Raw genomic sequence first — 20,885 nt, 5'->3', positions numbered from 1 at the left:
GCCTCAAACAGCCGTCACCTCTAAACCTCGACCCTTAGCACCCCCGGAGCGCCTTGGGGCGCTGCCCCAACAGCGGCTTTCATACCCCGCCGCTCCGCCCAACGGCCCTCCCATGGAACACCTTTGAGGCGCAGCCTCAAACAGTGGCTCTCCTACCCCGAAGTCCCGTCCGAAGGCCCCTCTTCCTTCGCCCTTCGTACCGTCAAGCGGCAGGGAGCGAGCCCTGTTCTGGACGCCTAGAAGCCGACCGCGAAGGGGCGGCGGCTCCGCTTTCGTGACACCTCGGTATTCCATAAAAGGGGCGTTCCCGTGGAGACTCGCACTTTACTTTTGATCAGATGGAGCCGCCCCGAGCGGATCGGATTCTCAGCGGCCAAACTCCGGGCGGGGATGTCCCCCCCCCCCGGCGTTTCTTTGGTTCTTTCTTTTCGCCCGGAAAAGAAAGAACCCCGCCGGGAGGGCTCCAAAAAAACATGGAGGAGCGCCAGCGACGGCTCTTTCTTCTCCTCTCTCCCCCTCTCCCCCTCTCATCCTCATCTTCCCCCGCAACCAAAAGAGGAAGGGGACGACACCCACCGTCCCCTTCCTCTTCCCCTTCCCCCCTCACTCTGATAAACCCACCCTCAAGGAGCCCAAATGGAAAAACTCAAACTCGTCCAGATGGTCAAAGCCGCCGGCTGAGCGGCCAAAATCGCTCCAGGGGACCTGGAGACCGCACTTTCGGGCCTTTCGACCCTCCCTGACAACCGCGTCCTCGCCGGTGGCCCCGGCGACAACGAGGACGCCGCCATATTGTCCTTTCCCGCGGGCAAGGCCCTGGTCCAGACCGTGGACTTCTTCACCCCGGTGGTCAACGATCCCTACCGTTTCGGCCGCATCGCGGCGGCCAACTCCCTGTCCGACGTCTACGCCATGGGCGGCGAACCCTGGGCGGCCATGAACATCGTCTGCTTCCCGGCCAAGAAACTGCCCATGTCCGTGCTGGCCGAGATCCTGCGCGGCGGCAACGACGCCATGAACGAGGCGGGCGCGGTGCCGAGCGGGGGCCACAGCGTGGAGGACGACGAGATCAAGTACGGGCTGGCCGTGTCCGGCGTGGTGGACCCCGACCGGTTCGCCTCCAACCGGGGCGTGCGGGTCGGCGACGTGCTGGTCCTGACCAAGGGGATCGGCACCGGCGTGCTGGCCACGGCGGTCAAGGGCGAGATGCCCGGCTGCGAGGCCATGGAGGAGTTGTTGTTCGAGACCTGCGGGCAGTTGAACAAGGCGGGCGGCGCGGTGATCCGCGAACTCGGGCTGACCGGAGCCACGGACATCACCGGGTTCGGCCTGGGCGGCCACATGATCGAGCTGGCCGAGGCGAGCCGGGTGCGGCTCGAGTTGCACGCGGCGGACGTGCCGCTGCTGCCCGGCGCATTCGACATGGCGGCCATGGGCATGATGCCCGCCGGGTCCATCTGCAACCGCAACCACTACCTGCCCAAGGTCAGCGTGGCCGAGGGGCTGGACCCCATTCTCCGGGACATGATGTTCGATGCCCAGACCTCGGGCGGCCTGTTGCTGGCCGTGCCGGAGAAAGACCTGGAGCGCGCCCTGGCCCTGCTCGGGGAAGGGGGCGCGACCGGTGCCGTGGTCGGCAGGGCGTTGCCCGGCGAGGCCGGGACCCCGCCGCTGATCATCGTCTAGGGTTCGTCGGTGCGTCCGGCGGCTTTCCCCACCCGCTCGATCTCTTCCTTGAGCTGGCCCATTTCGAAGGGTTTGGCCACGTAGCCGCTCATGCCCGCTTCCAGGAACCGGTCGCGGTCGCCCTTCATGGCGTGGGCCGTCAGGGCGATGACCGGGATGTCGAGCTTGAGCTCCTCGCGGATGACCTTGGTGGTGGCCACCCCGTCCAGCCCCGGCATCTGGATGTCGGACAGGAACAGGTCGAAGCGCTTTTCGCGGAGCAGCATGATGGCGGCCTCGCCGCTTTCCACGCACTCCACGCGGTGGCCGAGTTTTTCGAGGATGCGCTGGATGACCACGCGGTTGACCCGCTCGTCCTCGGCCACGAGGATGTCCAACCCCCTGAATCCCGCCTGGTGGCCGTGCGGGTCGGCGATCGTCGCGGGCGGTTCGGCGTGGCGGGCCTCGATGGTGAAGAAGATGGTCGTGCCTTCGCCCTCCCTGGTGTCCACGGCTATGGAGCCGCCCATGAGCCGGACCAGCCTGCGGACGATGCCCAGTCCCAGGCCCGTGCCCTGGTACTTGCGGGTGGACGAGCCGTCCACCTGGGTGAAGGGGTCGAAGATGGACTCGATCTTGTCGTCCGGGATGCCGATGCCGGTGTCCTCCACCTCGAAGAGCAGCCGGGGCTTGCCCGAGCCGGAGGGCGAGGTCAGCGGGTAGGCGCGGACCTCGATGGACCCGGACTCGGTGAACTTGACGGCGTTGCCCACGAGGTTGAACAGGATCTGGCGCAGCCGTCCCTTGTCGGCCGTGAAATAGCGGGGCAGGGATTCATCGATCTCCCAGCCCATCCGGATGCCGCGTTCCTCCACCGGATAGCGGAAGGTGGAGACCACGTTGTCCAGGACCTCGCCCAGTTCGAAGGGAATCTCATCCAGCTCCAGCTTGCCCGACTCCACCTTGGAGAGGTCGAGGATATCGTTGAGCACCTGGAGCAGGCTGCGCCCGGAGTTGAGGGCGGTCTCCAGGTAATCGCGCTGCAGCGGCAGGAGTTCCGTGAGCTGGAGCAACTGGAGCATGCCGAGCAGCCCGTTGAGGGGGGTCCGGATCTCGTGGCTCATGTTGGCCAGGAATTCGTTCTTGGCCAGGCTCGCGGCCTCGGCCTTGACCTTGGCCTGCTCCAACTCGGCGGTCAGGACCTTGAGCTCGGTGATGTCGGCGGCCATGTGCATGTGCACGAGTTTGCCCTGGAGCCAGTAGATGGCCCGGTCGTGGTTCAGGTGCCAGCGCTTGTGCGACTCGTAGTAGCGCTCGGAGATCACGGTCCCCACCGGGTGGCCGTCGTCGTCTACCAGCCGGGGCTTGGGGCAGTTGGGGCACCGGCGGTCCAGTCCCCGGATCGACTTGTGGCAGGCCATGCCGACCTTGGAGTCGCAGTATCGGTCTTGCATGTGCGCGTTCATGAACAGGATCTCGTTGGTCTCGAAATCCGTGACGTAGATGTCCGCGCTGATGCCGTCCAGGATGGTCAGCAGCCGCTGGTGGGCCTGCTTGACCTCGGTGATGTCCGCGATCATGGCGAAGGCGCCCAGCAGACGGCCGTCCTCGGCCATGAGCGGGGTGGCCGAGATCAGCCCCCACGCCTCGCCGCCGTCCCGGCGCAGGAAACGCCGTTCGTACCGCTCGCGTTTGTCGATCCGATGGCTGCCTGCGGGGGCTCCCTCGAGGTCGGCCTGGTCGATGAAGTCGTTCAGTTCGCGTCCGATGATCTCCTCCACCGGACAGCCGAAGAAATTCGCCACGATCTTGTTGGCGTAGGTGATGCGCTCGTCCGCGTCCAGGCCGAGGATGCCCTCGTTGGCGGTCTCGACGATCAGCCGGTACTGCTCCTGGGTTTTCTTGCGCGCTTCCTCGGCGAACCGTTCCTCGGTCACGTCCCGGCCGTAGACCGCGATGGCGGTGGGCTCGTCGCCGTCCATCACCGGATAGATCGCGCCGTTCAAAATCTTGCCGGACCAGACCACCTGTTCGGTCACCGGCCGACGGGTTTCCAGGGCCTCGCGGAAGACCTTGCGCACGGTTTCCTTGAGGGAGTCGGGGATGAACTCGAAGACGTTCCTTCCCTTGGTCAGCTCCTTGGGCAGGTCGATGAACTTGGCCATGTTCTCGTTCATGGCCAGCACCTTGCCGTCGGGTTTGAACAGGGCCACGGAGTCGTTGGTGGCGTTGAGCGTGGCCCGCAGGGATTGCTCGCTGGTCCGCAGCCGCTCCTCGATGCGTTTGCGCTCGGTGATGTCGCGGGTGGAGCCCAGGTAGCCCACTTGGTTGCCGTCGTCGTCCACGAGCGCCCTGACCATGGTCTCGGCCCAGATGAAGCCGCCGCCCTTGACCTTGAGCCGGATCTCCATGCGCACCGAGGCGTCGGGGGCTTTGCCGTTTGCAGGCACCCGCGCCTTTGCCCAGGCTTCGCGGAATTCGGCCAGGGATGTCGCCTCCAGCATGTCCGAGGCGTTCCTGCCCACGACCTCTTCGGGGGTGTACCCCCGGATGCGCTTCACGGACGGGCTGACGTAGGTATAGCGGCCGTCGATGTCCGCGGTCCAGATGATGTCCGCCGCGTTTTCGGCCAGGAACCGGTATTTGTCGAGATGGCTGCGGGCCAGGGACTCGGCCGTGCGTTGCCCGGTGATGTCGCGGAACACGCCCCACAGCCGGAGGTGGGCATCCAGGGAGGGCCGGTACGCCCAGACGTTGACCTTGACCCAGAGCACGCGGCCGTCGGCGCTCACCAGCCGCTTCTCGAACTCTTTCGCGCTCTCGCCGGAATTGATTATCGTCAGGAGCTTGCTGCGTTCTTCGCTGCGGTCTTCCTCGGGGGTGAAGTCCAGCACCGTCCTGCCGACGACCTCTTCCCGCTCCCGCCCGATCAGGGCGCAGAACGCGGGATTGGTCTGCAGGATGTAGCCCCGGTGGTCGGTGTTGACCACGCCGTCCCCCAGGGCATTGTAGATGCCCTCCAGGCAGACTGGGTCTATGTCCAACCTCTCCGGTTCGGAGGCGTCGGCGCATTTGTCCGGTTTTTCGGTGCTGTTTGCTGTCATGATTCATTGGTCCAACGGGAAATTAAAGCCAGCGTAACCAATGCAATCCTCTTTTTCCACTATAATCACCCCGTTTCACCTACCCCAGGTTGAATCCGCGCGCGATGGCATGTATCCTTCCCTCCCGCCCTCCTGCGCAGGACGGCGCACCCGGCAACCGCAACCGCGAGGAAGAGCATGAAATCAGACAGATACATCCTGTTGGAAGACGAATACGGTGCCCACAACTACAAGCCGCTCGACGTGGTCCTCGAACGCGGCCAGGGCATCTGGGTCTGGGACGTGGACGGCAACCGGTACATGGACTGCCTGTCCGCCTACTCCGCCGTGAACCAGGGCCATTGCCATCCCAAGATCAAACGCGCCCTCACGGACCAGGCCGAAAAGCTGACCCTGACCTCCCGCGCCTTCCGCAACGACCAGCTCGGGTTGCTGTACAAGGAGCTCTGCGACCTGACCAACTCCCACAAGGTCCTGCCCATGAACTCCGGGGCCGAAGCCGTGGAGACCGCCATCAAGGCCGTGCGCAAGTGGGGCTACCAGGTCAAGGGCGTCCCCGAGGACAAGGCCGAGATCATCGTCTGCCGCAACAACTTCCACGGCCGGACCATCACCATCGTCTCGTTCTCCACCGACCCGGTCTCCACCACCGGGTTCGGCCCGTTCACTCCCGGCTTCAAGGTCATCGACTTCGGCGACGCGCAGGCCCTCGAGGACGCCGTTACCGAGAACACCGTGGCCTTCCTGGTGGAGCCCATCCAGGGCGAGGCCGGGGTCATCATCCCGCCCGACGGCTACCTGAAGGACATCCGGCGCATCTGCTCGGAGGCGGGCATCGTCCTCATCTTCGACGAGATCCAGACCGGCCTGGGGCGGACCGGCAAGCTCCTGGCCGAGGAACACGAGGGCGTGGAGGCGGACCTGACGCTCATCGGCAAGGCGCTGTCCGGCGGCTTCTATCCCGTGTCCGCCGTGCTTTCCAACACCGAGGTCCTGGGCGTGCTCAAGCCGGGCGAACACGGCTCCACCTTCGGCGGCAACCCGCTGGCCTGCGCCGTGGCCCGCGCCGCGCTCAAGGTGCTCGTGGAGGAGGACCTCATCGGCAACGCCCAGAGGATGGGCGACTATTTCCTGAAGGGGCTGCGCAAGATCGAGAATCCCAAGATCAGGGAAGTGCGCGGACGCGGCCTGCTCATCGGGGTCGAGTTCCACCCCGAGGCGGGCGGCGCGCGACAGTATTGCGAACGGCTCAAGGAGGCCGGGCTGCTCTGCAAGGAGACGCACCAGACCATCATCCGCTTCGCTCCGCCCCTGGTGGTCACCAAGGCGGACGTGGACTGGGCGCTGGAGCGGATCGCGCCGGTGCTGAGCGAGTAGGGCGTCCCGCCCGGCGGCGGGGCGGCGGTGGCCGGACGGCTAGATGAGCCCGGCGCGCCTGAGTTCCGAGACCAGTGCGCCGGCGTCGGTGGCCACGAAGTCCGGCGACAGCGGGGCGAAGCCGTCGGCGTCGATGCGCCCAGTGGTCACCCCGGCGGACAGGGTCCCGGCGTTCTTGCCGGTCTGCACGTCCATGGGGTGGTCGCCGACCATGAGGGCGCGGTCCGGGGAGACCCCGATGCGCGCAAGGGCTCGGAGCAGATGGTCGGGGTCCGGCTTGAGCCGATTGGTGTCCTCGCGGGGGATGAACACCTTGAGGTGCTCGTCGATATCCGGGAACACGCGCCGGACGGCTGCGGAGATGTTCCGGGTGATGACACCGGCGGCCACGCCCAGCCCGGCCAGCTCGTCGAGCATGGGCCGGGTGAACTCGAACAGGCAGCCGTCGCGGGCCGCGTCCAGCTCCATGGCCGCGATGACCAGCCGCCCGCGCGACAAAAATTCCATGCCCTCGGCGCGGTCGCGCTCCATGACCTCGGCGGCCAGCCGCTCCAGCCACTCCAGGGCCGGGGTCCCGTCCGGCACCGGGCGCTCGTCCATGAACACCTCGCCCAGGGCGGCGATCTTGGTCTTCATGAAGTCGAAATCCAGGGGCACGTCGGCCAGGGTCCCGTCAAAATCGAAAATGATCGCGTCGAGCTTGCGCAAGTGGCCTCCGGGGGGCGGCGGTTCGGGTTCGGGGTATGAAATACTATTTCGCCAGGCTGCGCAACAGGGTCAGGTTGCGGACGTCGTCCTGGAGATCGTCGTCCTTGGGGGTCTCCAGGGTCATGGGGATGTCCCGGAACCTGGGGTCGCGCACGATGTTGGCGAAGCCCGCCTCGCCGATCTCTCCCCGGCCGATGTGCTCGTGGCGGTCCTTGTGGGAGCCGAATTCGTTCTTGGTGTCGTTGAGGTGGAAGAATTTGAGGCGGTCGATCCCGATGATCCGGTCAAAGGCGTCGAAGGTGGCAGCGTAGGCTTCCGGGGTGCGGATGTCGTAGCCCGCGGCAAAGGTGTGGCAGGTGTCGTAGCACACGCCGAGCCGGTCCGGGTGGGCCGAGGCATCGATGATCGCCGCCAGCTCCTCGAAGGTGGAACCGAGGTTGGTCCCCTGGCCCGCCGTGGTCTCCAGCAGGACCATGGCCCCGGCGGTGCCGGAGTCCTCGATGGCCCGGTCCAGGTTGGCGGCGTAGCGCCTGATTCCCTCTTCCGCGCCCGCGCCCAGATGCGAGCCGGGGTGGGTCACGAGGTAGGGCACGGAGAGCTTTTCGATGCGCCGCAACTCCTCGGCAAAGGCGAGGAGCGAGCGGCTCAGGAGGTCGGGTTTGTCCGAGGCGAGGTTGATCAGGTAGGAGTCGTGGGCGGCAATGGGGTAATCGCCCCATTGTTCCCAGGCCATGGCGAAGAGCTCGGCGTCGTAATCGGTCAGCTCCGGGACCTTCCACTGGCGCTGGTTGCGGGTGAAGATCTGCAGGGCCGTGCCCCCCACCCGCCGGATGCGCTCGAAGGCCATGTGCAGGCCTCCGGCAATGGACATGTGCGAACCCAGGAACATGAGCCGGGCGCGTCCCCTAGTCGATCCAGCCGCTCAGGGCCTCGACGATCTTCTGGGCCTGGGCCTGGGAGGAAATGTTGAACTTGGACTTGGGGCGGTAGGTGCCGTCCACTTTCTGGTAGCGGCGGATGGTATATTTGTCCGGGCCGTATTCGCCCTTGGCGCGGTTCAGCTCCTGGTAGCGGAACACGATGGTGGTCCAGGCGCCCTTGGAAAGCACGACCTTGTCCAGCTCCTTGACGATGAGCTGGTTGTCCTCGGAATAGTTGATGGTGATTTCGTCCACGGTGGATGCCATGATGCGCTCCTGATGTATGTGATGTCCGCAGGCTCCTGCGGCCGGGGCTTACCCATACATATGATGATGGGCGAAGGCAACCCCCGGATTCAGGGGGCTCCCGGCGCGGTCGGGAGCGGATTGTCCCGGTTCCGGAAATCCGGTCCCGGGTCTTTTCCGGCCCCGGAGGGAGTCAACGAAATATTGTCAGCCGCGCGGAATACATGTATTCTCCGCCAACTGAAGCCATGCCCATTGCTCCCGGTCCGCGCTCCATGGGAAACAGCGCACTCACCCGGCTCCTGACGCCGACCCTGATCATCGCCGCCTTGCTCGGAGTATTCCTGCTCTGCTGTCCCGGAGCCCGCGCCGAACGGGTGCGCCTGACCGTGGGGGTGGAGTCCCTGGACTACCCGCCCTATGGTTCCTACCGCAACGGCGACTACGAGGGGTTCGCCCGCGACCTGCTCGACTCCTTCGCCGCCGAGGCCGGCGTGGAGCTGGTCTTCGTGCCCCTGCCGGTCAAGCGGCTCTATCAGGAGTTTCTGGAGACCCGGACCCTGGATTTCAAGTTCCCCGACGCCGAGGAGTGGCACCCCAGCAAGCGCGCCGGGCTGAACGTCCTCTATTCCGACCCCGTCTGCACGTACACGGACGGCATCCTGGTCAGGCCGGACAGGCTGGGCCGGGGTGTGGAGGGAATCGGCGTCCTGGGGATCATCGCGGGCTTCAAGCCGTGGCTGCTCAAGCCCAGGCTCAGCCCGAAGAAGCTGACCGTGTCGGAAAACGCGTCCATTTCAGGACTGCTCGGCAAGGCGCTGCGGGGCCGGGTGGACGCCATCTACGTCAACCAGGAAGCGGCCCAGCACCTGCTGGACGAGATGGGCATGCACGGGGGATTGGTCCTGGACCCGGACCTGCCCCACACCACCGGCGACTACCGGCTTTCCACCATCAAGCATCCGGCCGTGATGTGCCGGTTCAACGACTTCCTGCGGTCCCGCACGCCCCTGATCGACTCCCTCAAGCGGAAGCACGGCCTGCCGGTCCGCTAGCCCTTTATTCCCCGATGGTCTCGGCCTTGAGCTGGCCGCAGGCGGCCTTGATGTCCGCGCCCATGGAGCGGCGGATGAAGGCGGTCAGCCCGTGGCTCCAGAGCCGCTTCTCGAACGCCTCCACCTGCTCGCGGTCCGGGGCCTCGTAGGGCATGCCCTCGGTGGCGTTGTAGGCGATGAGGTTGATCTTGCCCTTGCGGCGGTCGATGAGCCGGGCCAGCTGGTCCGCGTGTTCCAGGGAGTCGTTGACCCCCTTGAGCAGCAGGTATTCGAAGGTGATCCGCTCGCGCGGGCGCATGGGATAGGCGTTCAGCGCGGCCATCAGGTCGTTCAGGTGGACCTGGGCGGCCTTGGGCATGATCTTGGCGCGCAGCTCCTGGTTGGGCGCGTGCAGGGAGATGGCGGGCAGGGCTATCTCCAGCTCGCCCAGCCGCTTGAGCTTGTCCGGGAAGCCCACGGTGGAGACCATGGAGCGCCGCCAGGACAGGGACAGGCCGCGCTCGCACGGCAGGTCGGTGAGCACCTTGATGAGCGTTTCAAGGTTCAGGAGCGGTTCGCCCATGCCCATGAACACGAGGTTCTTCAGCTCGTTCATGGAGCGGTCCGCCAGGTATTGGCGGCCCACCAGGATCTGGCCCATGATCTCGCCGTAGGTCAGGTTGCGCTCGAAGCCGAGCTTGCCGGTGTTGCAGAAGGTGCAGGCCATGGCGCAGCCCACCTGGGTGGACAGACATTGGGAGTAGCGGTCCTGCATGGGGATGAGCACGGTCTCGATGAGCTTGCCGTCGGTCAGCCTGAGCAGGAACTTGATGGTCCCGTCACTGCTTTCGGCCACCCGGGCGATCTCGGGCCAGACGATGGCCGCCATGGAGCCGAGCTTCTCGCGCAGGGGCTTGGACAGGTTGGTCATGGCCTCCACGTCGCGCACGCGCTTCTGCCACAGCCACTGCCATATCTGCTCCGCCCGGAAGCGGGGTTCCTTGAGGTCTTCGGCGACGAACGCCTCGAGGTCGTTCTTGTTCAGCTCTATAAGATTGTGCATGGCCGTTCCTTGCGGACTTATGGAGGCCGTGTCAAGGGCGCAGTTGGTCCTGGCCCGGCCGATCGGTTGCCTCACGGGTACTTCTGACGTATAGAATTAAGAGCTGCTTCCAAACAAACAATCCAGGAGGAACACCCTGATGTTCAACAAGTTCAGTAAACTCGTCTGCCTGCTCGTGGTGGCTTCCCTGTTGTCCCTGAACGTGGCCACGGCCCAGGCCGGGCTGATCTCCACCGAGGCGTCCATCGCCGCCAGCCGCGCCGTGGAGAACCGCGCCCTGATCAAGGCGCAGCTCGAACGCGAGGACGTGCGCCAGGTCCTGGCCGGACAGGGACTGACCGCCGCCGAGGTCGACCAGCGCATCGACGCGCTGTCCGACGCCGAAGTGGCGCGGATCGCCGACCACATGGGCGAGATGCCCGCGGGCGGCGGCGCGTTCGGCATCATCATCGGTGCGGCGCTGTTCGTCTTCATCGTGCTGCTCATCACCGACATGGCCGGGGCCACGGACGTTTTCCCATTCGTGAAGAAGGCCAACTAACCTGGGTCCCATGCGCGATTTGAATCCGGGCGGCGGCCGTTGGGCCGCCGCCTGTCTCTTCCTGCTGCTCCTGCCCCTCGTGGCTGGCTGCGCCCTCTACGGCGGGGTCATGCCGCAGGTGCCTTCCGGCGCTCCCCTGGCCCGCGTGGCCGACGTGCCTTTCTACCCCCAGGACGAATACCAGTGCGGCCCGGCCGCCCTGGCCATGGCTCTGACCTGGAGCGGGCTGCCCGTGCTCCCCGAGGAGCTGACCGCCTCGGTCTACACCCCGGCCCGCAAGGGATCGCTCCAGCCCGACATGATCACCGCGGCCCGGCGCAGGGGGCGCATGGCCTATCCCATCCACGGCGCGGACCGGCTGGCCGCCGAGGTCGGCGCGTCCATCCCGGTCGTCGTCCTCCAGAACCTCGGGTTGTCCTGGTACCCGGTCTATCACTACGCCGTGGTCACCGGCCTGGACCACGAGGCGGGAGAAGTCCTGCTCAACTCCGGCCTGACCCGCTCCAAGCGCACGCCCTGGCGGGTGTTCGAGAACACCTGGGGGCCGGACTTCTGGGGGCTGGTGGTCCTGCCGCCGGACCGCATGCCCGCCACGGTCACGGAAAAGGAGTGGCTGGACGGGGCCGTGGGGCTGGAGCGCGCTGGGCAGGCGCGGAGCGCGCTGGTCGCCTACCTCGCGGCCACGAACCGTTGGCCCGCGAGCCGCGACGCCTGGATAGGGTTGGGCAACGCGCGCTACTCCCTGGACGACAAGCCCGGCGCGGCAGAGGCGTTTCGCCGGGCCGCCGAGGCGGACCCGCAGAGCGGCATCGCCTTCAACAACCTGGCCTTTGTCCTGGGCGAGCTGGGCCGCATGGACGAGGCCGTGGCCGCCGCCAAAAAGGCCGTGTCCCTGGGCGGCCCCCACGCCGAGGATTTTCGCAAGACCCTGTCCGACCTGGAGCGGTGACGATCCGGTGCGCTCATATCGAAATATGACCACGTATTCATGCTTTCTATGGGTCGTTTCCCTGGCAGCCGGATAAACAATTGGCTGCATTTGATTATTTCCACTACCTTTCAGAGTCGAATCCGGAGGGGAGGGTATGGCTCGTCCTTTACACAAGGAGGAGGTATGCTCAACTTTTTTGCCTCGCGGAAAGGCATCATTTTCGTGGGGTTGGTCATCGGGTGCCTCGCGGCGCTGCTCCAGTACCTGGGTAATCCGGGGAACATGGGCATCTGCGTGGCCTGTTTCGAACGTGACATCGCCGGTGCCGTGGGGCTGCACCGGGCGGGCGTGGTCCAGTACATGCGCCCGGAGATCATCGGTTTCGTCCTCGGCGCCCTGGCCGCGGCCCTGTTCAGCAAGGACTTCCGTCCGCGCTCGGGTTCGGCTCCCATCGTCCGTTTCGTGCTCGGCGTGTTCGCCATGATCGGCGCCCTGGTCTTCCTGGGCTGCCCGTGGCGGGCCATCCTGCGTCTGGCGGGCGGCGACCTGAACTCCCTGTTCGGCCTGGCCGGGCTGATCGTCGGCATCGGCATCGGCACCGTCTTCTTCCGCCAGGGGTACAACCTGGGCCGGAGCCAGAAGACGTACTCGTCCGTGGGCCTCATCCTGCCCCTGGTCATGCTCGGGTTCCTGGTCCTGATGTTCCTGTATCCGCAGACGGCCGACCAACCGCAGTCCGGGGTGCTCTTCTACAGCCTGAAGGGACCGGGGGCCATGCATGCGCCCCTGTTCATCTCCCTTGGCGTCGGCCTGCTGGTGGGCGTCCTGGCCCAGCGCAGCCGGTTCTGCACCATGGGCGCGTTCCGCGACCTGATCCTGTTCAGGCAGGTTCACCTGCTGTCCGGCGTGGTCGCCCTGCTGGCGGCAGCCTTTGTCGTCAACCTGATCCTCGGCCAGTTCCACATGGGCTTCGAGGGCCAGCCCGTGGCCCATACCCAGGGGCTGTGGAACTTCATGGGCATGGTCCTGGCCGGATTGTGCTTCGCCCTGGCGGGCGGGTGCCCCGGTCGGCAGCTGTTCATGGCAGGCGAGGGTGACGGCGACGCCGGCGTGTTCGTGCTCGGCATGATCACCGGCGCGGCCTTTGCCCACAACTTCGGTCTGGCCAGCTCGCCCAAGGGCGTCGGCCCCCACGGCATCGCCGCCGTGTTCATCGGCCTGGCCGTCTGCCTGTTCATCGGGCTTACCATGCGCAAGAAAGCGGCCTAGGGGGTAACCATGAGTGAATTAGTCGACGCACGGGGCCTGTCGTGCCCCCAACCGGTTCTGGACACCCTGGCCAAGATCACGGCCATGGGGTCGGGTGAACTCGACGTCCTGGTGGACACCGAGGCGTCCAAGGAAAACGTGGCCCGCGCCGCCGAAGGCAAGGGCTGGAAGGTGGTCTCCATCACCGATGAAGGGGAGGAGTACCGCCTGAAGCTGCTCAAGGAGTAGGCTTGGCCTTCTTCGATCTGTTCAGGAAAAAAGGCTCCGGCCCCCGCCCGGACGGGCGAGCGGACCGGGGCCTGCTCGTGTTCGAGCACACCAGCGAGGTCATCCGGGCCGAGAAGGTCCTCAAGGACTCGGGCCGCGAGATCCGGGTCATGGGGCCGCCCCCGGAGATCCAGAAGGGGTGCGACCTGGTGGTCGAGTTCCCGCTCATGGAGAAGCTCGACGTCCAGCGCGTCCTGGCCGGTGCCGGGCTTTCTCCCCTGGAGATCGTGCCGGTGACCGGCCCGCTGCTGGCCCCGGTGGATCTCTTCCAGGTCAAGGACTTCGGGGACCACCTCATGGTCCGGGCCGCCAACATGAAGCTCACCGTGGACAAGCAAACCCTGGTCATCGTCAACGTGTCCGGCGGCGGCTGCCCGGACGTGCCGTATATCGCGGCCCGGCTCATCGGGCAACGGCTGGGGGAAGGCCCGGCCCCGCGCGAGATCGGCCACACTCTGTGCGGCTACGCCCTGGACCTGGCCTACGAGGAGATGGTGCGCCGATGCTCGCCGTAGCCGGAACCGTGCCGGACCCGACCGTGCCCGTGCTGGACGCGGTGGTGGAGTTTGCGGGTGGCGTGCTCCGGGTGGCCGGGCGCGAACTGCCGCCCGACCGGGGGACGCCCGCCCTGCTGGGAGCCGCCGTGGCCGCCTGCCGCTTCCTGGAACTTTCCCTGCCTCACGCCTTTCTGGTGGGGGACGAGGGACTGGGCAGGGGCAGCCGCGCCCTGTACGAGCGCATGGTCGAGGTCCTGCCCGGACGAGATTTTTCGACCCTCGCCTTCCACTATCTCCAGCCCGACGTGGACTGGCACAACCGGGTCCTGTTCGCGGCCCAGTCCATGGCCCCGGCGCCCGCGCTCATCGCGGACGCGGGGTTCATGTACGCGGCCAAGATGAGCGGCCAGGCCGGGGAGTACGGGCTGTTCACCCCGGACGCCGGGGAGCTGGCCTTCCTGGCCGACGAGGACGCGCCGCACCCGTTCTACACGCGCGGCTTCATCCTCCAGGACGAGCACCGCATCCCGGAGCTGATCGCCAGGGCCTATGCCCACGGCAACGCGGCGGCCTGCCTGCTGGTCAAGGGAAGCACGGACCGGATGGCGGATTGCACCGGGGTCCTGGCCGAGGTCTCCGGCCCGTCCGTGGAGGCCATGGAGGCCATGGGCGGCACGGGCGACACGGTCACGGGCATGGCCTGCGCCCTGATGGAATACGGATTGCCCGCGCCCAGGGCGGCCCAGGTGGCGGCCCAGGCCAACCGCTATGCGGGCGAGGCGGCGCGGCCCACCCCGGCCTCGCAGATCGGGGAGCTCATCGCCCACATCCCGGCGGCGCTTAAGCGCGCCCTGGAGGAACTCCCGTGACGAACCGCATCACCCCGGACATGACCCTGCTGGACGTGGTCCACCGATACCGCTCGACCGAGGCGGTCTTCCGCGCCCGCGACGAACAGGCGGGCGAATGTTTGCTCTGCAAGGCGCTCTTCGAGACCGTGGCCGACGTGGCCGCCCGCTACGGCCTGGACCTCGAAGCACTCCTGGCCGACCTCGAAGCCGCCGCCGAATCCGAATAGCCCCCGCGCGGGACCGTCCCCCTCTTCTTGTCCCGGCACATCGAATGCCGCATATTGGCTCCGCAAAGGAAGCCGCCATGGTTTTGGAATACGAATTTCTGGGTCGGGACAAGCTGGTCAAGGGCTTCACCTACCCTATAAAGCGGGGAGATCTGGACGCGGCCCTGGAGCGGGCCGGGGTCACGGAAGTGGAGTATGTCAGTTACACTTGCTGCACTGGGAAAAGCGATAAGAAACTCATAGTTGATGCTTACATGACAGGCGAGGCCTTTCATCCCGGAAGTTGGCACAAGAAGTCGCCATCCATCGGCGTTTATGCCGTAAAGATCGTGGTGTCCCAACGGATAAAACAGCTCCTGGCGGAGCAGGACGTCCTGGACGAATTCACCCGCTGGCTCAAGGAGTTGGAGGGAGCGGAAAACGTCCGGCGGGATCAACGCCAATACTACAAGGTCTTCTTCGCAGAAGACGCGCTGGTGATCGAGCACACACAGGCAACGGGCGGCGCAAGGCCGCCCGCTCGGTTTATGTCTTGTCGGGAATGTTCGGGTCGGTGAAGTGGTTGTCAAGCATCCGTCGAAACAGAGGGACGTTGAAGAGCATGAACGGAGCACCTGAACGGACCTTTCCATCGGTGATGATCTTCATCGCCCCCCTCCACTGATCCGCCCGTTGAAGGGGCTTTTTTCGTTCCTTTCCCCTTCCCGTGCTGCCCCTTGGACTGCACCATGCCGCCGAGGGCTCCGGCGCCTGCGTCACCGTTTTCATTGGTCTTGCCGTCCGGGGAGCCCGGTGTCAGGCCCGGCTCCGGCACATCGGTCACCCGACCCCGGAATTCGGGTGATCCCGGTGCTTCCGTCGTCTTGCCCCGATACACGTCCGGCCTGGGGTCCGTGTCCCTGTCCGTGTCGATGCGGGTGAACGCATCGCTATTCAACAACTCATTCATGTTCTTTTGTTTTCGGGCCGGAGGCTTTCGCCTCCGGCCCTACCGGGAGGTATGACAAGAGGGGCTGTGAAATACCCCTCGCACCATCTTGGTCAGATGCGGCTGCCGGGCACGTAGTCGCCGGGGTAGAGGTGCTCGAACCCCTGGTTGACCTTCTTGACGAAGGCGGGGTCGCGCTTGGACGGGTCGCTGTAGCGCGGGTCGCGCATCATCTCGCGCAGCCGCTCGATGGACAGGTCTTCGCCCCATCCCTTGGCCGAGCCGCGCAGTCCGCTCTCCAGGACCAGGGGCGCGATCTTGGCAAACGCGCTGATCACCGCGGCCCGGTTGCCCGCGCCCGTGGCGTCCAGGGCCGCCAGCAGCTCCTTGCCGCCCACGGCCTCGGCGGCGCGCAGGGCGGAGTCCAGCAGGGCCGGGGTGTCGCCCCGGTGCACGCTGCGCAGGGACTCCAGCTCGGACTCGCGGACCTTGCCCGCCTCGGCCTCCAGCCCGTGGTGGGCGTCCAGGACCAGGGGCAGGAACCACTGGTAGAGGCCGCTCACCTGGGCCGGGGTCAGCCCCAGCTCGTACGCCTTTTCGCGCAGCCCGCCGAGCAGGTCCTCGCGCAGTTCGAACCCGTCGGGCAGGTCCATACCGGGCAGCTCGTAGCCGTCAGGGGCCTCGGGCCTGCCCAGGGCCGCATAGAAGGCGGCCAGCTCGTCCGGGCCGTCCTGGTCGCCGGGCAGCCGGACGTACCCCTCCGGAGTCTTGCCGAGCATGCGCTGGGCGTGGACCAGGGCCTTCACGGCCTCGTCCTTGGTGGCGTACTTCTTCAGCGCCGGATGGTCGCGCAGGGGAATCTCGATCTCCTTGCCGTCCTCGCCCGTCTGGCGCACGGTCCATTCGCCGGGCAGGGTCATCTGCCATTGTTCGTTGTTGTTGCCGGTCATCGGTTGTTCTCCTTTTCGATGAAGTTGTTCTCGTCGAGCATCTGTTTCATGTGCAGGACCAGGGACCTGCGGCCCTCGTTGAATTCGGTGCGGCCCCGGTCCGTGGAATAGGTCGGGCGCAGGAAGCAGCCGCGCTTCTCCAGGTCGTCCATGACCACCCGCCCGTCAGCGGACTCGAAGAGCCGCCGGTAGGCGCGGTGCAGTTCCAGGGGGCTGGCCTCAGGCATGGGGAGCCTCCTCTTCGGTCAGGGAAGGTTCGGGCGGCGCGGCAGGGGACTTTGGCCCGGCGGGTGATTCCGGCTCCACGGGCGCGGGAGCGATTCCCGCCGTCGCGGCCCCGGTCAGCAGCCCCCACAGCTCGGTCAGGGCGCTGGGCCGGTCCGTGTACGCCTCGGACAGGGTCTTGGCGATGGCCGCCGCGTTGGCCAGGGTGGACACGGTCCGGGACTGGCCCGAGTCCTGCTGTTTCCGGGCCCGGCCCTCGGCCACGCCGTCCTCGGACTTCAGGTAGTCGGACGGGGTGTTGAACAGCTCGGCCACGTGCCGGGCCACCCGGTCGGTGTCGAAGTTGTCCATGATCCCGAAGGGATCGCCGGACCCCACCAGGGGGGAGAGGTACTCCATGACCTGGGCCAGCCCCTGGGCCTCGTACTGCTTCTGGGCGCGGGACACGGGCGAGGTGTAGCGCACCTCCAGGTCGCGGGGCGAAAGGTCCCGGGGGAAGGGCGGCAGCTCGCCGGAGCGGAGCATGATCCGGAACACCCGCCGGATGAGCGGGCCCAGGAACTCGGTCTGCAACCGGCCCAGCACCGGGCCGAGCACGCGCATCTTCTCGGCCTGGCGGATGACCGCCTCGGTGGCCGTCACCGCCGGGCCTTCCGGGGTGAGCTGGTCGCCCAGGAAGATGCGCCGGATGGACTCCCGGCGGCCGGTCATCATCTCCTCTGCGGCGCGCAGGTCCACGTTCACCGGCAGCGGTTCGATGCGGTCCGTGGACCCCGCCCGGTAGTACGACAGGCCGCCGGGGCCGGAGCGCACCGGGCCGAGGAAACCGTCGTCCGGGACCATCAGCGGCGGGTCGGACATCTTCTCCGCCGCCATCAGCGCGGTCCGGGCCATGGCGTTCAGCACCCGGGTGTCGGACAGGGCGGTCTGCCCCGGTCCGCGCCCGTAGGTTTCGCCCGCGGCCTTGGCCCAGCGCGGGACCATGTAGGGCATCTCCAGGTAGCCGCTCTCCTCCAGCACGTGCTCGGTCTTGACCTCCATGTACACGCTGGCGAACGGGAAATTGGCCGCCCCGAACCCCGCCGGGTCGCGGTCCGAGCGCGGGAACACCGCGTGCAGCACCTCCACCGGCTCGTCCGGTCGGTCCTCACCCTTGGCCCGGACCTCGTCCGAGCAGGCCGCGCCCCATTCCTGGATCGCCTGCCGGGCCGAAACCTCGTACCGCCGATAGACCGTGTCCACCTGGCCGCGCGCGTTTTCGGCCACGAAGACCTCGCCCAACGGGCGGGCCGAGAACCGGACCACCGTGGTCGGGTCCGCCTCCACATACATGACCGCCGTGCCGAGCAGGGCCACGTCCAGATACAGCTCGTGAACGTGCGCCTGGAACCCGGTGTCCTCGGAGTTGAACAGCGCCACCATGCGCTCGCGGGCCGCCTGCAGGAACTCGCGGACCTCGTCCGCGTCGCCCAGCGCCCGGTCCTTGACCGAGATGTCGAACCACGGCAGGGACGGGTTGGTCAGCAGCCCGCCCAGGGACGAGGCCAGAAGTTCCAGGGAATGCAGCGGGGTGGAATCGAAGATCCGCTCGTCCCCGGCCCGGCCCAGGGTCGCAAAACCCGTTCCGGGCGAGACGAAGCTGTTCTTGCGCGGGAGCATGTACTCGGTCAGCTCCTGCCAGGAGCCGACCCACGGACGCCGCGCCTCTTCAAGGCCCGCGAACCGCCTCAGCAGCGAACGGGCGAGTTCTGTCCTGTCCATGTCACTCCCCCAGCTTGCGCTTCAGGCCGTTTGCCGAGGTTTCTTCGTCCTCGGCCAGCGAGGCCGCGCCGCCGGAAAGCAGGCTCTCTGCCTCGCGCTTGTCCTCCAGCCGCCTGGCCTCCACGACCTTTTCCCGGTCGCGACGGCGCTCGTCGGCCTCCTTTTTGCGCTGTTCCTCCTCGCGGGCCTTGCGCTCCCTGCGCAGCTCCTCGGCCTGGTCCGACTGGCCGCCGCCAAGCAGCGACCCCACCGTGTTGAATACCGACGAGATCAAAGATCCAGCTCCTCCCATGACGTGTGTCCTCCTGTTAAGGGTTGTTTCGCGGGAGCATAGACCCGGTTTTTCCCGAACCCGGGAAATGTCGGCGAATGACAAGGAAAAGCGGCCGAGAGGTATGAAAAATCAACTTGACAGGGTGGCGGATTCAGAGGGTGGGGAGGGCGGTGCGGAGGGCTTGTTTGTATCAAGAAGGGAAGCGGGGCGTTCCTTGCCGGAACGCCCTCGCCAAGGGAGTTGAAAGGCTATGAAAGGAGAGGGGGTTGGCGGCCCGGGGCCGGGCCGGGTTCATGCCTTTAGGGCTTCTTGGCGGGACGGGCCAGGGAACCGGCGACATACGCCGCCGCGCTGGCCAGGGTGGTGGGCACGATGGCGTGGACACCGCCCATGTCCGGCTTGACGATGGACAGGGCCATGAAGGTCCCGACGCCGCAGACGATGGAGGCGATGGCCCCGGCCGCGTTGCCCCGTTTCCAGTACAGGCCGAGCACGATGGGGCAGAGGAACGCCGCCTCCAGCCCGCCGAAGGCAAAGATGTTGATCCAGACCAGCAGGTCGGGCGGCTCGATGGCGGCGACCACGACCAGCAGCCCCATGCCCGCGGTGATGGCGAAGCTCGCCTTCTTGAGCCTGGCCACCGGCATGGCCGAGGCGTCGCCGCGCAGCCGGAATTGGATGTACAGGTCCTTGATGATGGCCGCCGAGATGAGCAGCAGCATGGAGTCCACCGTGGACATGATCGCCGCCAGCGGCCCGGCGATGAAGATGCCCGCCCACACGGGCGGCAGCAGCTCGACGATCAGGGTCGGCATGGCCAGGTCGCCCGCGGGCAGGTCCGGGAACACCGCGCGGCCGAACGCGCCCGCCAGGTGGACGCACAGGATCATGAAGCCGATGAACAGGGTGCCGATGATCATGGCCCGGTGCATGGCGCGGGAGTCCCGGTAGCCCATGCACCGCTGCGCCGTCTGCGGGAGGCCGAGGACCCCGATGCCGACCAGGATCCAGAAGGAGAGGGTGAAGGTCTGGGGTATGGCGCCCCCGGGGCCGGTGGGCGTTATCAGCCCGGGGTCGATCTCCCGGAGCGTGTCCACGCACCGGGCCACGCCGCCTCCGGCCTTGATGACCGCCAGCAGCACGACCACGACGGCGGCGGTCATGACCAGGCCCTGGAGGGCGTCGGTCATGACCACGGCGCGGAAACCGCCCACCGCCGTGTACAGCACCACGCTGATGCCGAAGAGGACCAGCCCCACGACGTAGGGATATCCCGTGACGCTCTGGAAGAGCCGCGCCCCGCCGATGAACTGCGCCAGCATGGCGGCCAGGAAGAAGGCGATCAGCGCCAGGGAGCAGAGGATCACGACGGCGTCGCTTTCGTACCGGGCGCGCAGGTAGTCCGTGATGGTCACGGAGCGGGTCTCGCGGGCCGCGATGGCGAACCGCTTCCCCAGGATGCCCAGGGTGAGGAAGACCGTGGGCACCTGGATCATGGCCAGCAGCACCCAGCTCAACCCCATGCGGTAGGCGACGCCGGGGCCGCCCACGAAGCTGCTGGCGCTGGCGTAGCTGGCCACGATGGTCATGGCGAGCACGAACCCGCCCATGGACCGGCTGCCCAGGAAATATTCCTCGATGAACCCCTGGGAGGTGGCTTCGCAGGACCGTTTGCGCGCCCACAGGGCGATGGCCATGGACGCCGCCAGGTACACGGCCACGGGGAGGATGAGCCGGATGGAGTCGGTCATGGCCTGTCCTCCCCTTCCCGATCGTCCGTTCCCTCGTCGTCCAGGGGGATGTCCCGGAAGAAGAACCGGACGAAGACCCAGAGCAGGATGGTCACGAGCGGGTAGCCCGCCACGCAGCTGTAGAAGAACCAGGCCGGGAACCCGAACACGTAGTCGTAGTCCTCGGGCGCGCCGTTGCCCACGCCGTAACCGAAGACGTACCACCAGGCGAAATACAGGACATAGACGGCCAGGGCGAGCAGCGCCTCCCTGTCGGATTGCCGTTTCCGTTCATCCCGTTCCATCATTCCTCCTGC

At 66.7% G+C, this 20,885-nt stretch carries 22 protein-coding genes; 11 read left to right on the top strand and 11 right to left on the bottom strand.

The features are described from left to right. The first annotated feature begins 636 nt into the window (after positions 1-636). Complete coding sequence (gene selD, locus AWY79_RS02035; RefSeq protein ID WP_078063572.1) at positions 637-1,686, top strand: selenide, water dikinase SelD; 1,050 nt, start codon at positions 637-639, stop codon at positions 1,684-1,686. On the opposite strand, the gene AWY79_RS02030 is transcribed toward selD, so the two are convergent. Next, the gene (locus tag AWY79_RS02030; RefSeq protein ID WP_066799630.1) at positions 1,683-4,769 is read right to left on the bottom strand and encodes a PAS domain-containing hybrid sensor histidine kinase/response regulator; all 3,087 of its coding nucleotides are present in this window, start codon (positions 4,767-4,769) and stop codon (positions 1,683-1,685) included. The two genes, selD and AWY79_RS02030, sit on opposite strands and share 4 nt — an antisense overlap. Positions 4,770-4,946: 177 nt before the next feature. Between AWY79_RS02030 and rocD the strand changes: the two genes are divergently transcribed. After that, positions 4,947-6,146: an ornithine--oxo-acid transaminase gene (rocD, locus tag AWY79_RS02025; RefSeq protein ID WP_066799628.1), complete on the top strand. Its 1,200-nt coding sequence runs from the start codon at positions 4,947-4,949 to the stop codon at positions 6,144-6,146. A 39-nt stretch (positions 6,147-6,185) separates the two neighbouring features. Here rocD and AWY79_RS02020 read toward each other — a convergent pair whose 3' ends face one another. Genes AWY79_RS02020 through AWY79_RS02010 form a run of 3 tightly spaced genes read right to left on the bottom strand, consistent with a single transcriptional unit; the run spans position 6,186 to position 8,041 of the window. Continuing rightward, the gene (locus AWY79_RS02020; RefSeq protein WP_066799626.1) at positions 6,186-6,854 is read right to left on the bottom strand and encodes an HAD family hydrolase; all 669 of its coding nucleotides are present in this window, start codon (positions 6,852-6,854) and stop codon (positions 6,186-6,188) included. Positions 6,855-6,897: 43 nt separating this feature from the next. Beyond that, complete coding sequence (locus AWY79_RS02015; protein WP_066799624.1) at positions 6,898-7,743, bottom strand: deoxyribonuclease IV; 846 nt, start codon at positions 7,741-7,743, stop codon at positions 6,898-6,900. A gap of 16 nt (positions 7,744-7,759) precedes the next feature. Continuing rightward, entirely contained in the window at positions 7,760-8,041 is a 282-nt protein-coding gene (locus AWY79_RS02010) for a hypothetical protein (protein WP_066799622.1), read from the bottom strand. Between the two features lie 227 nt (positions 8,042-8,268). Between AWY79_RS02010 and AWY79_RS02005 the strand changes: the two genes are divergently transcribed. Continuing rightward, positions 8,269-9,075 carry a substrate-binding periplasmic protein gene (locus AWY79_RS02005; RefSeq protein WP_158509830.1) on the top strand — a complete coding sequence of 269 codons (807 nt, stop codon included), beginning with the start codon at positions 8,269-8,271 and terminating at the stop codon, positions 9,073-9,075. A gap of 4 nt (positions 9,076-9,079) precedes the next feature. On the opposite strand, the gene rlmN is transcribed toward AWY79_RS02005, so the two are convergent. Next, the gene (gene rlmN / locus AWY79_RS02000) at positions 9,080-10,117 is read right to left on the bottom strand and encodes a dual-specificity RNA methyltransferase RlmN (RefSeq protein ID WP_066799619.1); all 1,038 of its coding nucleotides are present in this window, start codon (positions 10,115-10,117) and stop codon (positions 9,080-9,082) included. A gap of 139 nt (positions 10,118-10,256) precedes the next feature. Between rlmN and AWY79_RS01995 the strand changes: the two genes are divergently transcribed. The 8 genes from AWY79_RS01995 (at position 10,257) to AWY79_RS01960 (ending at position 15,257) form a co-directional block, all read left to right on the top strand. Continuing rightward, the gene (locus AWY79_RS01995; RefSeq protein ID WP_066799617.1) at positions 10,257-10,658 is read left to right on the top strand and encodes a PA2779 family protein; all 402 of its coding nucleotides are present in this window, start codon (positions 10,257-10,259) and stop codon (positions 10,656-10,658) included. Between the two features lie 10 nt (positions 10,659-10,668). Beyond that, positions 10,669-11,607 carry a PA2778 family cysteine peptidase gene (locus tag AWY79_RS01990; protein ID WP_066799615.1) on the top strand — a complete coding sequence of 313 codons (939 nt, stop codon included), beginning with the start codon at positions 10,669-10,671 and terminating at the stop codon, positions 11,605-11,607. A gap of 165 nt (positions 11,608-11,772) precedes the next feature. Next, positions 11,773-12,858 (top strand): YedE family putative selenium transporter, encoded by a 1,086-nt coding sequence (gene yedE / locus AWY79_RS01985; RefSeq protein ID WP_066799611.1) that lies wholly within the window; start codon positions 11,773-11,775, stop codon positions 12,856-12,858. A 9-nt stretch (positions 12,859-12,867) separates the two neighbouring features. After that, entirely contained in the window at positions 12,868-13,086 is a 219-nt protein-coding gene (locus AWY79_RS01980) for a sulfurtransferase TusA family protein (protein ID WP_066799609.1), read from the top strand. A gap of 2 nt (positions 13,087-13,088) precedes the next feature. After that, entirely contained in the window at positions 13,089-13,640 is a 552-nt protein-coding gene (locus AWY79_RS01975; protein WP_066799607.1) for a putative Se/S carrier protein, read from the top strand. After that, entirely contained in the window at positions 13,628-14,491 is an 864-nt protein-coding gene (locus AWY79_RS01970; RefSeq protein WP_066799605.1) for an NAD(P)H-hydrate dehydratase, read from the top strand. The genes AWY79_RS01975 and AWY79_RS01970 overlap by 13 nt, the downstream gene beginning before the upstream one ends. Next, positions 14,488-14,700, top strand: coding sequence for a DUF1858 domain-containing protein (locus tag AWY79_RS01965; RefSeq protein WP_078063570.1), 213 nt, complete (start codon positions 14,488-14,490; stop codon positions 14,698-14,700). The genes AWY79_RS01970 and AWY79_RS01965 overlap by 4 nt, the downstream gene beginning before the upstream one ends. A gap of 77 nt (positions 14,701-14,777) precedes the next feature. Then, on the top strand, positions 14,778-15,257 hold the full coding sequence (locus AWY79_RS01960; protein ID WP_066799602.1) for a hypothetical protein: 480 nt from the start codon (positions 14,778-14,780) through the stop codon (positions 15,255-15,257). A gap of 484 nt (positions 15,258-15,741) precedes the next feature. On the opposite strand, the gene AWY79_RS01955 is transcribed toward AWY79_RS01960, so the two are convergent. The 6 genes from AWY79_RS01955 to AWY79_RS01930 form a co-directional block, all read right to left on the bottom strand. After that, the gene (locus AWY79_RS01955; RefSeq protein ID WP_066799600.1) at positions 15,742-16,578 is read right to left on the bottom strand and encodes a hypothetical protein; all 837 of its coding nucleotides are present in this window, start codon (positions 16,576-16,578) and stop codon (positions 15,742-15,744) included. Continuing rightward, positions 16,575-16,805 carry a Bbp19 family protein gene (locus AWY79_RS01950; RefSeq protein ID WP_066799598.1) on the bottom strand — a complete coding sequence of 77 codons (231 nt, stop codon included), beginning with the start codon at positions 16,803-16,805 and terminating at the stop codon, positions 16,575-16,577. Before AWY79_RS01950 ends, AWY79_RS01955 begins: the two co-directional genes overlap by 4 nt. Then, the gene (locus AWY79_RS01945; RefSeq protein ID WP_078063569.1) at positions 16,798-18,564 is read right to left on the bottom strand and encodes a portal protein; all 1,767 of its coding nucleotides are present in this window, start codon (positions 18,562-18,564) and stop codon (positions 16,798-16,800) included. Before AWY79_RS01945 ends, AWY79_RS01950 begins: the two co-directional genes overlap by 8 nt. 1 nt (position 18,565) lies before the next feature. After that, positions 18,566-18,838: a hypothetical protein gene (locus AWY79_RS01940; RefSeq protein WP_066799596.1), complete on the bottom strand. Its 273-nt coding sequence runs from the start codon at positions 18,836-18,838 to the stop codon at positions 18,566-18,568. A gap of 299 nt (positions 18,839-19,137) precedes the next feature. Beyond that, on the bottom strand, positions 19,138-20,589 hold the full coding sequence (panF, locus tag AWY79_RS01935; protein WP_066799589.1) for a sodium/pantothenate symporter: 1,452 nt from the start codon (positions 20,587-20,589) through the stop codon (positions 19,138-19,140). Further along, positions 20,586-20,873, bottom strand: a complete 288-nt coding sequence (locus AWY79_RS01930; protein WP_066799587.1) for a YhdT family protein — start codon at positions 20,871-20,873, stop codon at positions 20,586-20,588. The genes panF and AWY79_RS01930 overlap by 4 nt, the downstream gene beginning before the upstream one ends. Between the last annotated feature and the right edge of the window lie 12 nt (positions 20,874-20,885).

The organism is Pseudodesulfovibrio indicus (assembly GCF_001563225.1).
GTDB classification, from domain to species: domain Bacteria; phylum Desulfobacterota; class Desulfovibrionia; order Desulfovibrionales; family Desulfovibrionaceae; genus Pseudodesulfovibrio; species Pseudodesulfovibrio indicus.
Note: the sequence above shows the minus strand (reverse complement) of the source record. Positions and strands in the feature narration are given on the sequence as shown.

Excerpts from the sequence above, each read along its gene's own strand:
- AWY79_RS01960 (WP_066799602.1), top strand. The coding sequence starts at position 14,778 with ATGGTTTTGGAATACGAATTTCTGGGTCGGGACAAGCTGGTCAAGGGC.
- AWY79_RS02015 (WP_066799624.1), bottom strand. The coding sequence starts at position 7,743 with ATGTTCCTGGGTTCGCACATGTCCATTGCCGGAGGCCTGCACATGGCC.
- AWY79_RS01990 (WP_066799615.1), top strand. The coding sequence starts at position 10,669 with ATGCGCGATTTGAATCCGGGCGGCGGCCGTTGGGCCGCCGCCTGTCTC.
- AWY79_RS01950 (WP_066799598.1), bottom strand. The coding sequence starts at position 16,805 with ATGCCTGAGGCCAGCCCCCTGGAACTGCACCGCGCCTACCGGCGGCTC.
- AWY79_RS02010 (WP_066799622.1), bottom strand. The coding sequence starts at position 8,041 with ATGGCATCCACCGTGGACGAAATCACCATCAACTATTCCGAGGACAAC.
- rocD (WP_066799628.1), top strand. The coding sequence starts at position 4,947 with ATGAAATCAGACAGATACATCCTGTTGGAAGACGAATACGGTGCCCAC.
- AWY79_RS01955 (WP_066799600.1), bottom strand. The coding sequence starts at position 16,578 with ATGACCGGCAACAACAACGAACAATGGCAGATGACCCTGCCCGGCGAA.
- AWY79_RS01970 (WP_066799605.1), top strand. The coding sequence starts at position 13,628 with ATGCTCGCCGTAGCCGGAACCGTGCCGGACCCGACCGTGCCCGTGCTG.
- AWY79_RS02005 (WP_158509830.1), top strand. The coding sequence starts at position 8,269 with ATGCCCATTGCTCCCGGTCCGCGCTCCATGGGAAACAGCGCACTCACC.
- AWY79_RS01930 (WP_066799587.1), bottom strand. The coding sequence starts at position 20,873 with ATGGAACGGGATGAACGGAAACGGCAATCCGACAGGGAGGCGCTGCTC.
- rlmN (WP_066799619.1), bottom strand. The coding sequence starts at position 10,117 with ATGCACAATCTTATAGAGCTGAACAAGAACGACCTCGAGGCGTTCGTC.
- AWY79_RS01995 (WP_066799617.1), top strand. The coding sequence starts at position 10,257 with ATGTTCAACAAGTTCAGTAAACTCGTCTGCCTGCTCGTGGTGGCTTCC.
- yedE (WP_066799611.1), top strand. The coding sequence starts at position 11,773 with ATGCTCAACTTTTTTGCCTCGCGGAAAGGCATCATTTTCGTGGGGTTG.
- panF (WP_066799589.1), bottom strand. The coding sequence starts at position 20,589 with ATGACCGACTCCATCCGGCTCATCCTCCCCGTGGCCGTGTACCTGGCG.
- AWY79_RS01945 (WP_078063569.1), bottom strand. The coding sequence starts at position 18,564 with ATGGACAGGACAGAACTCGCCCGTTCGCTGCTGAGGCGGTTCGCGGGC.
- AWY79_RS02030 (WP_066799630.1), bottom strand. The coding sequence starts at position 4,769 with ATGACAGCAAACAGCACCGAAAAACCGGACAAATGCGCCGACGCCTCC.
- AWY79_RS01980 (WP_066799609.1), top strand. The coding sequence starts at position 12,868 with ATGAGTGAATTAGTCGACGCACGGGGCCTGTCGTGCCCCCAACCGGTT.